The organism is Clostridium sp. TJA085 (assembly GCF_058310235.1).
Window position 1 is genome coordinate 233,107 of record NZ_JBZEEZ010000002.1, and the last position, 17,587, is coordinate 250,693.

Genomic DNA, 17,587 nt, shown 5'->3' on the forward strand with positions numbered 1-17,587 from the left:
ACCTCACCCTTCCCTAATAACTTATACCATTTTTTATAATTTGATAAAACATTATTGTACTTAATTACATTTTAAATGTAATAAATTACATAAAAAGTCTAATTTATATAAATCATAAAGAAATTTCATTTCTTAAATTTCTATAATAATTTAATGTTTTAATTAAATTATTCTTATATTTTCTACCTATAGGCAATATACTTCCATTTATTAAAATTAGTTCATTTTTTATAATTTCATTTATTTTAGATAAATTCACCATATAACTTCTATGGCACCTTATAAAACCTCTTTCTGAAAGCTTTTTTTCTATATTTTCAAGTTTTTCATAATAATCAACTTGCCAATCATTCATAAATACATTTATCTTTCTATGATTTACCTCAAAATAATATATTGAATTAATTTCAATTAATTTTTTTATTCCTTTTTTACTTATCTCATGAAAATTTTCTTTATCATTATCTATTTTTAGAGCTCTAAATAATTCTTTCTCTATTCTATCCCTAATTCCAGGTTTTAATAGATAATTAACTGCTAATATTTCATACCCTTCAAATACATACTTCTTAGTTCTACTTAAAATTATAAATTTTACAAATCTATCTCTCTTTATAATATATTTAGCAACATCAATTCCATTAATATCATCCAAATCAACTTCTAAAAATATAACATTATATTTTGCTACATCATTTTTATAAACTCTCATAAGTTCCTTACCATGATTAAATTTTTCAATGTTCATTTTTATGTTTTTATTTATTGATATTATTTTTAAAATGTATTCTAATTTTTTAATATCATTTAAATCATTATCACATATTGCTATATTAACCATATATCACCTCATAAGTTTTATTTTTACTATATTTTAACACCTATATTTCTTTTTGCAATTATTTTTATTTACTATTTATTAACTATTTATTAACTATTTATTTATTTTTATTATTTAAAAATATTAGTAAATAAAAAAAGAGTTATGAAAATTAATTTTCATAACTCTTTTAATAAATTTTATTAAAAATAATATTTATTAAGTATTTTTAATTTAAATTTTTATTTTTCTTTAAATGCAAAAAATTTCATACATATAAAAGTAACAGGAACCCCTATTATTGCAGCAAGTGCATAAGCAATAAGCTTATCAAATCCCATCATATTGAATACAATTAAAACAATTATATTTTGAATTATAAAATTTGGTATATAAGATATTGCAAATTTTATAAATTTAATAAATTCCAATCTCTCTCTAAATGTTATATAACTATTTAAAACATAAGATATAATAAGCCCTGATATATATCCAAATACAAAGGCTACATTTTCATTTAAAAAGCTTGAATATATATATGAAAAAACAACTCCATTAAATGTATTTATAACACCTATTATTACAAATAATATAAATTGTTTATTGAAGAAAGTATCCTTTATTTTTCTTATTACTTCTCCCATAACCTCTCCCCTATTTCTTTATATATCTCTAACATTTTCTTTTTTTCCATCAATTAATGTATCTTTTATAATAAATCTTGGTCTTCTCTTTGTTTCAGTATAAATTTTACCTATATATTCCCCAATTACTCCAAGAGATAAAAGTTGAATTCCACCAATCATCCATATTGAAGCAGTAAGTGAAGTCCAACCAGCTTGTGCATTTCCCATAAATTTAGAAACAAGTGAATATATTATTGCAATAAAGCTTATGAAAAATATAAAGAACCCTAAGCTTGTTATTATTCTAATTGGCTTTACACTAAATGATGTTATTCCATCCCAAGCAAATGTAAGCATTTTCTTTAGAGGATATTTTGATTCTCCTGCGAATCTTTCATGTCGTTCATATTCTACAATTGAAAACTTATATCCTATAAGTGGGACTATTCCTCTTAAAAAAAGATTTGCTTCTTTAAACTCACTTAAACCTTCAAGAGCTCTCTTGCTCATAAGTCTATAATCAGCGTGATTATAAACTACATCAACTCCAAGTGTATTCATAAACTTATAAAAACCAAGAGCAGTTGTTCTTTTAAAAAATGTATCTGTTTCTCTAGATGAACGCACACCATATACTACATCTGATCCACTATAATATTCTTCAACAAATTTATCTATAACATCAATATCATCTTGAAGGTCTGCATCTAATGATATTGTCATATCTGCATATTCTTTTGCAGTCATAAGTCCTGCAAGAAGCGCATTTTGATGACCCTTATTTCTTGAAAGATTAACTCCTGAAAAAATGTCATTTTGATTATGTAATTCTTCAATTATACTCCAAGTTTTATCCTTTGAACCATCATTTACAAAAAGAATTTTACTATCTTTATGTATCAATTCTCTTTCAATCATTGTATTCATTTTATCAAGTAATCTCTTACTAGTTTCATGAAGTACTTCTTCTTCATTATAGCAAGGTATTACTAAATAAAGCTTATCCATTTATATTCCTCCTACTTTGTAAATACCACCAAAATTTATAGCTTTTTGGTGGTATCTAATTGAGTAATTTTTATAATTATTTAGAAAAGTAATTGCTTATTACATCTAATATCTTTATACAAGCTGTTCCATCTCCATATGGATTCTCTGCATGTGCCATTTCTTTATAAGCTTCTTCATCTAATAAAAGTTTCTTAGCTTCTTCATAAATTTTATCTGTTTCAATTCCTGCAAGTTTTATTGTACCTGCTTCAACTGCTTCTGGTCTTTCTGTTTCTGTTCTAAGTACCATTACTGGTTTGCCAAGTGTTGGTGCTTCTTCTTGAATTCCACCTGAATCTGTCATTATAAGCTTAACTCTTGACATAAGATTTGCAAATTCAACATACTCAAGAGGTTCTATTAAGAATACTCTTCCTGCATATTTATCAAAATATTTATGAGCTAACTCTCTTATTGCAGGATTTTTATGCATTGGGAATATAACTTCTACTCTTTCATCTTCTTCAATAAGCTTAATCATTGCTTTGAAGATATTTTCCATTGGCTCTCCCCAATTTTCTCTTCTATGAGTTGTAAGTAATATTACATTTTTATTTTTATAATCTATATCATTTAATATTGGCTGTTCAAACATTAATGTATCATCTATTACACTAAGTAACGCATCAATTACTGTATTTCCTGTAATAAATATTTTTTCTTCTGCTACACCTTCTTTTAAAAGATTAGCTTTATTTGTTTTTGTTGGAGCAAAGTGAAGTGTTGTTATAGCACCTGTAAGTTTTCTATTTGCTTCTTCTGGGAACGGTGAATATATATCATATGTTCTAAGCCCAGCTTCTACGTGTCCTACTGGAACTTGATTATAAAATGCAGCAAGTGCTCCATTTAAAGTTGTTGAAGTATCTCCGTGAACTAATACTATATCCGGCTTACATTTTTTAATTACTTCATCTACTCCCTTTAAAACTTTACTTGATATATCAACTATTGTTTGTCCGTGAGCCATTATATCAAGATCATAATCTTGATGAACATCAAATATTTCAAGTACTGTATCAAGCATTTCTCTATGTTGTGCTGTTACACATACTATTGATTCAAATCTATCGTCTTTTTCAAGTGCCTTAACTAATGGACACATTTTTATTCCTTCAGGTCTTGTTCCAAAAACTGATAATACTTTTATCTTTTTCATAGTAATCTACCGTCCTTTAAAATGTAGCATAAACTGCTGATTAATATTAAAATTAATATTTAAAATTTTTCTTCTTATAATTTATAACTTATCTTTAGCTAACATGCTTAACTTAAATATTTAACTGTAAATTTCTAAGCTAAACATTTACTTTTTAATTATTGATAACATCCAAAATTTCTAGTCTACTTAATGTAAGCTATTAATTTTAAATAATATATTATCTATCATTTACAATAATTAATTATTATATTACTTAGTAGAATATTTAAATAAGATTCTAGTATTTCATCGCTTTTATAATAACTATAATAAAATTCTAATATATATAAATAAAATAAACTTTAAAACTCTTATTAATATTTAAGAAAAAGACACTAAAAATACTTTTATTAAATTAAACATTCTACCTGTAATATAATAAATCACTTTTTAATATATAACTATACTACTATTCTTCTGACTTTCCTACATCTGATAATACTACCCCTGGATTATGCTCTAACGCCCAGCTAATTCCCCAAGTATTTTGGAATATAAGTAAGTTTCTATCTTTTAAATCTTTTACTTTCTTTGTATCTGATGTTAAGTTTAACTTATCAACATCAATGTTAGCATCATTTTCAATCCATCTAACAAATCTGTATGGTAATCTTTCCATCTTTATATCAACGTTATATTCATTTTTAAGTCTATATTCTAATACTTCAAATTGTAGAACACCAACAACACCAACTATTATTTCTTCCATACCGATATGAAGTTCTTTAAATACTTGGATTGCTCCTTCTTGTGCTATTTGAGTAACCCCTTTAATGAATTGTTTTCTCTTCATTGTGTCAACTGGTCTAACCCTAGCATAATGTTCTGGAGCAAAGGCTGGTATTCCTTCAAATTTAAATTTCTTTGATGGTGTACAAATAGTATCTCCAATTGAGAATATACCTGGATCAAATACCCCAATTATATCTCCTGCATAAGCTTCTTCAACAATTTCTCTGTCTTGAGCCATAAATTGTTGTGGTTGAGTAAGTTTTATTTTTTTATTTTGTTGCATATGGAAATAATCTTTTCCAGCTTCAAACTTACCTGAACATATTCTCATAAATGCAATTCTATCTCTATGAGCCTTATTCATATTTGCTTGTATCTTAAATACAAAAGCTGAGAATTTTTCATCAAATGGATCTATATCACCTATACTTGATTTTCTTCCAAGTGGTGATGTTGTCATTTCTAAGAAATGTTCTAAGAATGGCTCAACACCAAAGTTTGTAAGAGCTGATCCAAAGAATACTGGAGTAAGTTCCCCTGCTCTTACTTTCTCTACATCAAATTCATCTCCAGCTATATCAAGAAGCTCTATATCTTCCATTAATTTTTCATGAAGTGCTTCTCCTAATATTTCTTTGAATTTAGGATCATCAACATCACCATCTATAGCTTCAACTTCTTTTTGTCCGTGGGCTCCACCTGTAAATGCTATAATTCTTTTGTTGTCTCTTTCATATACACCTTTAAATTCTTTACCTGAGCCTATTGGCCAGTTCATTGGATATGTTTTAATTCCAAGTTCATTTTCAATATCCTCTAATAATTGGAATGGATCTTGTGATTCTCTATCCATCTTATTTACAAAAGTAAATATTGGCATTTCTCTTAATGCACAAACATGGAATAATTTTTTTGTTTGATCCTCTACCCCTTTAGCTGCATCAACAACCATTACTGCTGAATCCGCTGCCATAAGAGTTCTATATGTATCCTCTGAGAAGTCTTGGTGACCTGGAGTATCTAATATGTTTATACAGTGTCCACCATAGTTAAATTGCATAACTGATGATGTTACAGATATTCCTCTTTGTTTTTCAATTTCCATCCAGTCAGATACTGCATGTTTTGAAGCTTTTCTTGCTTTTACTGAACCTGCAAGTCTTATAGCTCCTCCATATAATAAGAATTTTTCTGTTAATGTTGTTTTACCTGCATCTGGGTGAGAAATTATTGCAAAGGTTCTTCTTTTTTCTATTTCTTTTTTAAAATCAGCCAAGATATTTCCTCCTTATATATTAATAGTGCTTTTTATTTCTATTTTAAAATTATCTTACCTTTATTATTACAATCTACCCTCGATTATAACATAGTTACAGGTTCAATGTACATAACTTAAAAACCCTTATTTAATTTAATTTTTTCTCTAATTTATTATAAGTATACTAATATCTTTTAATTTAAATATGTGCAATTGTTGAATTTATTAGAATATTAGTTGATAACCTATAACCACCTAATGGATATTACTGTAAATAATTTAACAATTAAATTTTATAGTTTAAATACTTAAAATTATATTAATAAAACATAAAAAGGACTTAAATTTTAAATCCCTTTTATTGTTTATTTAAATATTCTATATTTCTATTCTGTATATAAGCTTATATCTGCAGCTGAAGCAAATCCATTAACTCCATTTACAACCTCTAACTTTACGTATTTTGCTTTTACTTCTTTAAAATCTGAAAATTTAATCTCTCTATTTGATTGCCATGAACCTGATTTAACTTTTGTATAATTTTCACCATCTAAACTTGTATATATATTATATTGTGATATATTGCCATTATAATTTCCTGATTGTCTTGGTGTATATGATAACTTTTTTATGTCATATTCTTTATTCAGTTCTATTGTTATAAATGGTGTTTTATCACTTCTATCCCATTTTGTATGCCAAATAGTATTTTTATTTCCATCTATAGCATTATTAACTGATTGATCTGAATTATTTTGTTCACTTGAAAAAGCTTTTACTTTCATATTTTTATGTAGTATTAATCCTTTTGGAGCTTCGTTATCCGTAAAATTAACTTTAACTATATCACTACTTAATGTATCTTCTTTTGCTTTTTTACGAATTAATAATGCTAAATTTCCACTTAAATCACCTAAATTATTTCCATCATATTGAGTCCAAGTTTTTCCTTCATCTTTTGAAAACTCCATAGTTTTATTTAAACCAAATATTAAGTTTTCATCATCATTAATTGATATATTTATATTTGAACCTTTTTTTATCTTAATTATATTTGGATTTTCACTTCCCCTTACTCTTACTAATATTCCATTTTCAGAAGTTAAACTATTTATCTCTTCTTCACTTAACATTTGTGAATCTTCATTAACTAACTTATAAGTTTTTCCTCCATCAATACTATATTCATCAATACCTTTCTTTACTCCAACAAGCTTTCCTCCATTAACGCCATCAAAACTAAACGTTGCTAAATATAATCCGTTTTGAACCATTTCACCTAAAAGCTTATTTGCATAAGGTTTTTGTCTATTATCTGAAACTTGTCTAAGTGCTGGTTCATATTTATTTACATAATATTGTACTTCTTTTCTATCACCATTTAATACTTTCTCTCTAATTTTAATAAGTAAATTTTCCATAACTTGAGGATACTTTTTAAAGTTATTCATTATTTGTAAATTTAATTCTCTATATTGCTCTAATGTAGTATTTGAATCTTTTAGCATAATATTTATTTTATCTTCAAAAGCCATATAATTTATTGGTTCAATTTTTATTGCTTCATTTAATAAAATTTCTGATATTTCTTTAGAATTAATATTTTTTGCAATAATTCTAAGTTGTTCAGATTTTATATATGCATCTTGATTATTATTTAAATTTAACTCTTCATTTATTAACATGTATGGAATTGAATTATAATATCCACCTGACTTTTCCCATCCAAATACATCATATCCTAGTTGCCAATTATTTTTTGAATTTAAATGAAGAAATGCACAATGTCCAGGTTGACCTACAGGATATGCAGGTACCCCAAATACTTGACATGCTGCTGTACTAAACTTTGATATAGATCCACAAACTCCACCATATTCAACTACCTTTTCTATTGTTGGATTATCTCCATAAAATCCTGCTCCAAATATACTTTTTCCATATGGGTTTGTTTTAGTATATTGTATTGTTGAGCATATATTTGCTATTTTATCCTGACTTAATAAATCTGGATTATGAACATGATCATGTTGCCATTTAAATTTTTTATCTTCTTTTCCTTCTGTTAAATCTTTTACATATTGTCTAAGCCATATTATATCTTCATCTGTTATTTTTGCATTAACTACATTTCTTAAATCTTTTATACTTAAATCTTTAAAGCAAGGAAATAGTATTCCTTCTTTATTTGAATCTTTAAAACTATTGTATCTTGATATTGAATCTAATGGTTTATTTGTAAGCCATGTGTTTACTGGACTTGCAAATTCTAATGCTGTTGCTATAGCAATTTTTAAATTTATTCCAGTTTGTGACTCCTTATCAAAATTCCAAATTTTTGACCAAACTTCTAATGCACTTATTTCTTTTTCTTTATTTACTTTTGAATTATTTTCATAACGATAAGCTCCCATTGAACCTTGAGTTGTTGTTGATGGTAGCCCACCAGTTAAATAATATTCCATAGCTTCATTATTATTTAAAAGCCAATTCATAAAATTTTTATGTACAGCATCAGTATTTTTAAATTGATTTAAACTATCTACTCCTATTCTTGATATAAGTTCTTTTTTGTTAACATATTTATTTAGTTCTTCATTATTTAATACATCACTTACATTGCTTATATCTATCTTACTTAACTCTTTATTTATAGATGTATTTAAATTGTCTTCTTCTAATTTTTTATTTGATTCATTCTTTGAATCTATATCTTTTATTTTTAATCTTCCATCACTATTAAAACTATAATACACTCCATCTATTTTAATCCAATTATCATTAGCCATTGCTCCAACAGGAGTTCCTGACCATTTTGCTGGTTGATTAGATTCCCAAAAATAATATTTTGAATCACCAATATTTTGCCAACCAGTTTTTAACTTACCATCTTGTCCAAAATAAAATTTAATGCCATTTATTGTTTGCCATCCAGTCTTTTTATTCCCATCTGTATCAATGTAATATGTATCTTCACCTATCTTATTCCAACCTAATTTATATGTATTATCTTTTTTACTAATGTCTTTAGTAATACTTTCATTTTTGTTCGTAACTGAATTTTCTAAATTTATATTATTTTTTTCACCTTCTTTTACTTCATTATTTTTCAAAATAGTACTAGATATATTTTTATTTATATCTGTATTTTCAGAAACAGTATTAATTTCTACCTTGTTTCCTAATTCATCTGCTAAAACATTAGTTGATGGTACAACTAAGTTAACAGTCATAGCGCTAGCTATTATAATTGCTTGAATCTTTTTATTTTTCATATGTTCCCCCATAAAGCAAAAAGTCTACATTTAAGATATTGAAATCTTAAATGTAGACTTAATGTAATTGATTTCTATTAAATAATACAATCCTATTTAATATGAGTAAATAAATTTGTATATTTTTTAACTTTTTATTAAATAATTATTCAAATTTAATGATTATTTATGATAAATACTCAATATTATCACTAATTATTTTATTTAATCGCCGCCTTCTTAACTTCTTCAGCAACCTTTATTTGTACATCTCTATCAAATGCTTTTGGCATTATATATTCTTCACATAATTCATCATTTTTAACTGAGTCTGCAATTGCATAAGCTGCTGCAAGTTTCATTTCTTCTGTTATTCTCTTAGCACCTGCATCTAAAGCTCCCCTAAACATTCCTGGGAATGCTAATACATTATTAATTTGATTATTAAAATCTGAACGTCCAGTACCAACAACTCTTGCTCCACCTTTTATAGCATCTTCTGGAAATATTTCAGGAACCGGATTTGCCATTGCAAATACTATTGCATCATTATTCATTGTTTTAACCATTTCAGTTGTTAGTACATTTGGTGCTGAAACTCCTATAAATACATCTGCTCCTTTTATTACATCTTTAAGATGTCCTTTTTCATTATATTTATTTGTAACTTCTGATAGTTCTCTATGAATTTCACTTTCATGTTCCATATCTCTATGAATAACACCATTTATATTTACCATAACAACATTTCCAGCTCCCCAAGATAAAAGAAGTTTTGTTATAGCACATCCTGCTGCTCCTGCACCATTTACAATAATCTTTATATCCTTTTTATCTTTTTTAACAACTTTAAGTGCATTTATAAGAGCAGATAATACAACTATTGCTGTACCATGTTGGTCATCATGAAATACTGGAATATCTAGTTTTTCTTGAAGTCTTTTTTCTATTTCAAAACATCTAGGTCCTGATATATCTTCTAAATTTATTCCTCCAAAAGTTGGTGATATTCTAACTATTGTATCAACTATTTCATCAACATCTTTTGTATTTAAAACTATTGGAATTGCATCAACATCTGCAAACTCCTTAAATAATACACTCTTTCCTTCCATTACAGGAATAGCTGCTTCTGGGCCAATATCTCCAAGTCCTAAAACTGCTGTACCATCTGAAACTACTGCTACTGTATTCCACTTTCTTGTGTATGTATTTACTAATTCCTTATTTTCATGAATTTTTTTACAAGGTTCAGCTACTCCTGGTGTATATGCTAAACTTAAATCCTCTTTACTCTCAACTTTAACTCTTGACTTAATTTCAAGCTTTCCTCTAAGTTCTCCATGAAACTTTAACGCCTCTTCATATATATTCATTTCTCTATCCCCTTTCAATTTATAAATTATATTTTAATCTATATTTTCAATTGATATTAATATAGGCTATATCTTTATTAATTATTTATTGTTGCTATTACATAATTAAATATTAATAATCATTCAAATACTAATAAAATTTTATATAAAAATTAGTAATACTTTAAAAATAGCTTTTATTATAAAACTATAATAACATATTATAATTAAATTTCTATTCAAAAAACTAATTATAAATACAAGTATTAGTTTTAATAATACTTGTATTTAATAAGAATATATAATTAAATACCAAAAAATTTTAAATCTAAAATCTATTAACATAAATAAATACAAAAAATTATCCACAACCTAAAATAGTTGATAACAGTTTTTGATAACATTTACACTATTTTTGTTTATAAATTTTAATAATAAATATTTAAATAATAAATTAATCTAATTACTATCACTCTTTAGCTAAATTATATAAAGCATTAGTAAATATTTCTGTATTTAATAAAAGATCATTAACATCCATATATTCATCTTTATTATGTGCTATTCCCTTCTGACCTGGAAATGATGGTCCAAAAGCTACTATATTAGGAAATACTTTTGCATAAGTACCCCCCGTAGTTGTAACTGGTGTTCCATCTTCTCCTGTAACACCTTCATATGCCTTTTGTAATTCTTTAAGAAGTATATGGTCTTTATCAAAACATACTGAATCCATTCTTCTATTAACTTCAACTTCATATCCTTCTATTTTTATACTATTTATTATTTCAATAATATCCTCATATTTATAAGTTATTGGATACCTAAACACTACTGATATTCCAAGTTTATTACCCTTTTTACTTATACTATATGGATTTATAACAAGTTTTCCTGATATTTCATCTTCACACTTTATTCCTGACTTTTCTAATGAATGATTCTCATGAAAATTATTATGAACAAACTTAAAGAATTCGCCAAGTTCACCCTTAAAGCTTCCAATTCCATTTAATGTTTTACATAAAGTTGTAGCTGCATTTATCCCAACTTCTGGTGCATTTCCTGGTGCTTGTTTACCTTTTGCACTTACCTTTTCAGTTATATTTGTTTCCCAACTTGTACTTTCACCTTTTAAAAATTCATTTCTCTTTATGCATATTTCTGCAAAATCTGGAACCATATTATTTCTAAAATTACCTTTAATATTTTCTACATAATAATTTTTTATTTCATTACTCCATATTGTTACATCAAGTATTCCTCTTTCACCATATACTGCTGGATACTTACAATCTGGAGTAAATCCCATTACAGGTGGTTTTTCTGAATTTAAATAATAAGGAATATCTTTAAATCCTGTTTCTTCATTAGTACCAAAAATAACTCTTATTTTTTTAGATAAGGGTATATTTAAATCTTTTATTACTTTTGCGCCATAAAGAACTGACATTATTGGTCCTTTATTATCCAAAACACCTCTACCATATATTTTTCCATTTGCTTCTGTTACATCAAGAGGATTATATGACCATCCTTTACCAACTGGAACTATATCAACATGTCCAATTACTCCAATATAATCATCACTACAATTTTCTCCTAAACTTAATTCAGCATAACCAATAGCATTATTTATATTTTTTGTTTTAAATCCAAGTTCCTTTGCTATTTTTAATGCTTCTTCTAATGCTCTTTTAGGATTTTCACCAAACGGTGCATCATCTTTAGCTTCCCCTTCAATACTATCTATTTTAACTAGTCTTCTTATACTTTCTATAAGCTCATCTTTGTAGCTTAAAACTTTTTCTTTAAACTTTATATTAAGCTCATCTTTTACCTCTTTCATAAATCACATCTCCTTAAATAATTAATAATAAATTATTTTTATATTTAAAATATAAAATATTATTTTATATACTAAACATAATTAAAATTACATTTTAAAATAATTTTAACTATATTATTTAAGGTAGCTAATATTAGCTACCTTAAAATTATTAATCAAATGTTATTGGTGAATGTATTCTATCAAGATAAGCTTGTAACCATTCTTCTGATGCTTTTTCATAAGTAGTTTTTCCGTTCTCTTGTTTATTACAAACATATACTGTTGGTTCCTCATCTTCTGAAACTACTGAAAATGAAAAACCAGCTATATTAGTTGCAACTCCCCACTCACCTTTATTATTAAGTGCTACTAATGAAAGATCTCCAGATTTTCCACGTTTTCTTGTTAATTTATCATTTAAATCTTGAACAGCTTTATCACAAGCTTCTTGTGGATGCATTCCTTCTTTCATTAATCTTACTATTTCATATGAAATACATCCTTTCATTAAGTCTTCTCCAAGACCTGTAGCTGACGCTCCCCCCACTTCACTATCACAGTAGAATCCTGAACCTGATACTGGTGAATCTCCAACTCTTCCTTTTCTCTTCATAAAAAGTCCGCTTGTTGAAGTTCCAGCTACCATTTTTCCTTCTTTATCTACAGCTATCATACCAACTGTGTCATGACCGTCATATGGGCTTAAGCCTTTTTCTAAAGTTTCTTTTACTTTCTTCTTATAATGTTGTTTTGCTCTATCAGTTAGCATATTTTTTCTTTCAAAACCTTCTTTGTGTGCATAATCTTCTGCTCCTGCTCCAACTAAAAAGCAATTAAATCTTTCTTCACTTAATTTTCTTGCTATACTTATTGGATTGCTGTAATCTTTTATTCCAGCAACTGCTCCTATTGAAAGTGTATCTCCATCCATATATGCTGCATCAAGCTCTACTTCACAATGCTCATTTGGAAGTCCACCGTATCCTACTGATTTATAATAAGGAAAGTCTTCAACTGCCTTTATAGCTTTTTCTATTGCATCTCCTGCAAATCCTCCATTTTTAAGATCTTCTGATGCTTCTGTAATCCCTTCAACTGCCATTCTCCAAGTAGCTATCATAGCCCATTTCATAATTTATTCCTCCACTCATACTGCAAATTTAAAGTTTTAACCCTTTTGTTTTTTTATTAGAAACATACTTCTTTCTTTAAAGTTTCTATATTTTCTTTATTGGCAAGCTTTATTGCCATGTTACAAATATTTTCTATTGATTGATTTAATCCAATCCCACCTTTTTTAGGTGTTTTTACAACAATAACTCTATCTTTATACTTTGTAGTTGCTGGATTTTCAGCTGACATAGCAGCAAATGCTGGTATATCGGAATTATTATTAATTTCTTCAGCAAGTCCACCTGCCATTTCTCCAAAGTTAGGATAATGAAGAGCTGGACCACATATTACTACATCTGGACCTAGCTTCTTAGCCATTGCTAAGAACTTTTTTTTCACCTCTTCTTCGTTTTTTTGATAATACATATCACCACAATATAATGTAGCAACTATCTTACCATCCATTTCTTTAAAGTAAGGCTCCATCATCTTTCCTGGTCCTATTATTGATTTTTTTCCAGCTGGTGGTAAATCTGCATTTTCATCGCTTCCCATTCCAGCTTGTACATGATTTAATATTAATAATACTTTAACCATTGCTCTTCTTTCCTCCTAAACTTTTATAATAAATTTTATAAATCTAAATCATCGAAATCTAAATCATCATCTTCATCTTCATTAGCTGCTGCTTCTAATTCTTCTTTTAAGTATTGATTATCTATTGTTTTAATAAATGGAATATAAATAATTATACCTAAAATTATTAGTAATACTTGTAATACTGCACCTTGCCATCCTGACACTAAGAAACCTGAAATAACTGGTGGTGTTGTCCATGGAATTTGTACTCCGTTAGTATATGGAACTAAACCACTTGACATTGCAAAATAAGAAATAATTATATTAATTGTTGGTATTAACATAAATGGAACTAACATTACTGGGTTAAGCATTATTGGTAATCCGAATATTATTGGTTCGTTAATACCAAATACTCCTGGTAATAATGAAAGTTTACCAATCTTTGTAACCCTTTGACTCTTACAAATAAATACTATTGCGATAAGTAATGATAGTGTACTTCCAGCTCCACCAAATGTAGCAAACATATCTTGGAATTGTCCTGTAATTATATTTGGAATCGGTTGTCCTGCTTGGAAAGCTTCTAAATTCTCTACTGATAATGCCTTTAATATTGGATTAAATACAGCTCCAACAACACTTGATCCATTAATTCCAAAGAACCAGAATCCATGTAAGAAAATATATGCAATTATCATAGCTGGTAATGTATTACCTAATTTTAATAGTGGTACTTGTAACATATTAAATACAAAATTATGAATTGTTTCATAAGATGTTGCTGCAAAAATATAATTTATTAAGAAGAATACTATTATAACTATACCTGCTGGTATTAATGCTTCAAATGACTTTGCAACTGTTGGAGGTACCCCTGCTGGAAGCTTGATTACCCATCCCTTTTTAAGAATTTTAGCAAAAATTACTACTGAAACAAGAGCTACAATCATACCAAGGAATAATCCTTTTGATCCAACCCAATCAAGTGGAATACCTTTTACTATGTATTCAACATTTTGCTCTTTAGGAGTAAAATTTATTTTATAAGGTGTAACTATAAAGAAAGCAACTAATGCTGTAGCTGATGCTTGAATTGCATCTATATCTAGTTGTCTTGCTAAACTGTATGCAATACCTACTATAGCTAGTATTGTCATAATATCAAAAGTTGCTGCAACTGGAGTTGTAAGTTTAGCTGCCCATCCTTCACCTAAAAATTGTGCTACCCAATCATTCCATCCTGGAATAGGGAAGTTTGCTATAAGTAAGAATAATGATCCCACAATAAGAAGTGGTGTTGATATTAAGAAACCATCTCTTATTGCTATTAAATATTTATTTTTTCCTATAACTTCTGCCATAGGCATTAATATCTTTTCAAACTTTTTCATTATAAAGTTCATAATAAGTTCCCCTCTCTCTTTTATTAAACCCTTTTTATAACTTTATCTTTTGTTTATATACGTTACTTACTAATTTTCTCCATGATTACACTATAGTTCTTTCACTTAATAGCTTGTACTTTTTATAGTTATTTGCTTTGAGCTTTTTTTATCATTTTTATAGCTGTTTTTAATACTTTTTCCCCATCCATAACTCCATAATCAGCTGCATTTATAGCATCAACTGGAATTCCTAATGGATCACATATTTCTTGCATTTTTCCAAGCATAAATCTTACTTGTGGTCCTAAAAGAACACAGTCTGGTCTTTCATCTTGAATCATTGCATGAGCTTTAACACAAGGATTAGCTTCAATATGAATGTCTAAGTTATGTTTCTTTACAACTTCAAGCATTTTTGAAACTAAAAGACTTGTTGACATTCCTGCATCACAAAATAAAAATATTTTTTTCATAGATAATTCCTCCTTAGAATTTATAAAATTTTTATTAATTTATTTTTGTACAAATAACAATAAGCAAATATCATGCCATAAATTTTCATTAGTTATAAGGCTAGTATTTTAGCTAATTTTTATGATATCATTTTCATAATCTGTTGATTTTATATTATGTGTGCTTTAAAATAATACATAATAATTTAAATTTTTACATTTATAGCACACTAAATTTATACATAATTATTTTTTTTAATAAGAGTGAATTATCTTATATACAATAATGGGGTTGAGGTGACATAATGGTGAAAAGAATTGATTTAATTTATGAGACAATTAAAAAGTTAGATAAAGGTAATGGGGTTACTACACAAGATATTTGTAATGAATTAAATATAGAACGTTCAAATATAAGCAAAAATCTAAATAAATTAGTTAAAGAAGAAAAATTGTATAAAAACTCTTCTAGACCAGTAAAATATTATTTAAAAAATCCTAATAATATAGACTTTAATTTAAAATCATCACTTGATAAACTTTCCTATCTTTATCCATCTCTTACAGATGCTTGTAAGCTTGCAAAAACAGCTATACTTTATCCTCCTAATGGAATGAATTCATTAATAATAGGTGAAACTGGTTCTGGTAAATCTATGCTTGCAAAACTTATGCATGAATATGCAGTATCATTTTTTAATAAAGATATGCCTTTTATTCACTTTAACTGTTCAGATTACGCAAATAATGTACAACTTTTAAGCTCTCATCTTTTTGGAGTTAAAAAAGGTACATTTACTGGAGCAACTGAAGATAGAGCTGGACTTATTGAAAAAGCAAATGGAGGTATCTTATTTTTAGATGAAATACACAATCTTCCAAGCGAAGGACAAGAAATGCTATTTTTATTTATGGATACAGGGTATTTTAGAAGATTTGGTGAAGTATCAAAAAAGATAAAATCTGATGTTAGGATAATTTGTGCAACTAACGAAGATATAAATGAAACCCTTCTTAGTACTTTCTTAAGAAGAATTTCTATAAAAATAAAAATACCAAGTCTTAATGAAAGAAGTCTAGAAGAAAAACTTACTTTAATTGAAACTTTTATAAAAGAAGAAAGTATTAATTTAAATAAACCTATATATATTTCCTATAATGCAATGCTGTGCTTTTTATCTTATAATTGCACATTTAATGTCGGACAACTTAGAAATGATGTAAAGCTTGCTGTCGCTAATTCATATACTGAATATTTTATAAATAATAAAAAACATATAAAAATTAATAGTCCGGATCTTCCAAAAGAAATGCGTGAAAACCTTACTCGTCCTTTGATTGAAGAAAAAATAATACTAGATAAACTTCCAACTAAGGATAGATACTTTATATATGATAAGGATAGTAAAGTTAATAGTCACTCTTTTCAAAATCAAAAACAGGCTATGTTTAAAGCATATAAAACTCTAATTAATCAAGTTGAAATACATTCATCAACTAAGCACGCTTCTTATGAAGATTTTAATGATATCTTAAACGAGTATCTTAAGGTTATATCTCATCATAGTGATAATTATAAATTTAACTTTGCTTATGCTACATTTGATGAGACTAATAATAAACTTATTGAATTTGATAAAAATATGGAGAAATTTTTTAAAATTTCTGTATTTGAAAATTTATTTAATATTCATATAGATTTAATATATGATAGAATGAGCCTTATTTCTTTAGATAACCTAAATCTTCAAAATAGATTAAAAGGCTTGTTTCCTGAAGAATATAAACTAGCTTTAGAATATACAAATATTATTGAAGATAGTCTTAATCTCTATATTTCTCCATCAGAGTTTATTCTAATTATGTTAATTGCAATATATGTTTTTAACTCTGATATAATTCTTGATAAATAAAAAAGGAGCATTTTT

General features: G+C 27.0%; 13 protein-coding genes. 1 reads left to right on the top strand and 12 read right to left on the bottom strand.

Going from position 1 to position 17,587, the window contains the following annotated elements; all coding sequences use genetic code 11:
* Window positions 1-112: 112 nt before the first annotated feature.
* The 12 genes from AC4FQW_RS08365 to AC4FQW_RS08420 form a co-directional block, all read right to left on the bottom strand.
* The gene (locus AC4FQW_RS08365; protein ID WP_491148473.1) at window positions 113-841 is read right to left on the bottom strand and encodes a LytR/AlgR family response regulator transcription factor; all 729 of its coding nucleotides are present in this window, start codon (window positions 839-841) and stop codon (window positions 113-115) included.
* A gap of 221 nt (window positions 842-1,062) precedes the next feature.
* Window positions 1,063-1,464, bottom strand: coding sequence for a GtrA family protein (locus AC4FQW_RS08370; protein ID WP_491148474.1), 402 nt, complete (start codon window positions 1,462-1,464; stop codon window positions 1,063-1,065).
* A gap of 18 nt (window positions 1,465-1,482) precedes the next feature.
* Window positions 1,483-2,454: a glycosyltransferase family 2 protein gene (locus AC4FQW_RS08375; protein ID WP_491148476.1), complete on the bottom strand. Its 972-nt coding sequence runs from the start codon at window positions 2,452-2,454 to the stop codon at window positions 1,483-1,485.
* A gap of 76 nt (window positions 2,455-2,530) precedes the next feature.
* Window positions 2,531-3,655, bottom strand: coding sequence for a non-hydrolyzing UDP-N-acetylglucosamine 2-epimerase (gene wecB / locus AC4FQW_RS08380; protein WP_491148478.1), 1,125 nt, complete (start codon window positions 3,653-3,655; stop codon window positions 2,531-2,533).
* 451 nt (window positions 3,656-4,106) lie between these two features.
* On the bottom strand, window positions 4,107-5,705 hold the full coding sequence (locus AC4FQW_RS08385) for a peptide chain release factor 3 (RefSeq protein ID WP_303130804.1): 1,599 nt from the start codon (window positions 5,703-5,705) through the stop codon (window positions 4,107-4,109).
* A gap of 368 nt (window positions 5,706-6,073) precedes the next feature.
* Window positions 6,074-8,962, bottom strand: a complete 2,889-nt coding sequence (locus AC4FQW_RS08390) for a discoidin domain-containing protein (RefSeq protein ID WP_491148481.1) — start codon at window positions 8,960-8,962, stop codon at window positions 6,074-6,076.
* A 200-nt stretch (window positions 8,963-9,162) separates the two neighbouring features.
* Window positions 9,163-10,317 carry an NAD(P)-dependent malic enzyme gene (locus tag AC4FQW_RS08395; protein WP_491148483.1) on the bottom strand — a complete coding sequence of 385 codons (1,155 nt, stop codon included), beginning with the start codon at window positions 10,315-10,317 and terminating at the stop codon, window positions 9,163-9,165.
* Window positions 10,318-10,765: 448 nt separating this feature from the next.
* On the bottom strand, window positions 10,766-12,145 hold the full coding sequence (gene pepV / locus AC4FQW_RS08400) for a dipeptidase PepV (RefSeq protein WP_491148485.1): 1,380 nt from the start codon (window positions 12,143-12,145) through the stop codon (window positions 10,766-10,768).
* A gap of 151 nt (window positions 12,146-12,296) precedes the next feature.
* On the bottom strand, window positions 12,297-13,259 hold the full coding sequence (locus AC4FQW_RS08405; protein ID WP_303130809.1) for a glycosylasparaginase: 963 nt from the start codon (window positions 13,257-13,259) through the stop codon (window positions 12,297-12,299).
* A gap of 56 nt (window positions 13,260-13,315) precedes the next feature.
* The gene (locus AC4FQW_RS08410) at window positions 13,316-13,837 is read right to left on the bottom strand and encodes a GrdB-related putative oxidoreductase (protein ID WP_491148488.1); all 522 of its coding nucleotides are present in this window, start codon (window positions 13,835-13,837) and stop codon (window positions 13,316-13,318) included.
* A 35-nt stretch (window positions 13,838-13,872) separates the two neighbouring features.
* Entirely contained in the window at window positions 13,873-15,225 is a 1,353-nt protein-coding gene (celB, locus tag AC4FQW_RS08415) for a PTS cellobiose transporter subunit IIC (protein WP_491148490.1), read from the bottom strand.
* Between the two features lie 128 nt (window positions 15,226-15,353).
* The gene (locus AC4FQW_RS08420) at window positions 15,354-15,680 is read right to left on the bottom strand and encodes a PTS sugar transporter subunit IIB (RefSeq protein ID WP_303130566.1); all 327 of its coding nucleotides are present in this window, start codon (window positions 15,678-15,680) and stop codon (window positions 15,354-15,356) included.
* A 284-nt stretch (window positions 15,681-15,964) separates the two neighbouring features.
* Here AC4FQW_RS08420 and AC4FQW_RS08425 point away from each other — a divergent pair, with 284 nt between their 5' ends.
* A complete protein-coding gene (locus AC4FQW_RS08425) occupies window positions 15,965-17,572 on the top strand; it encodes a sigma 54-interacting transcriptional regulator (protein ID WP_491148493.1) in 1,608 nt (535 codons plus the stop codon).
* Window positions 17,573-17,587 lie beyond the last annotated feature (15 nt).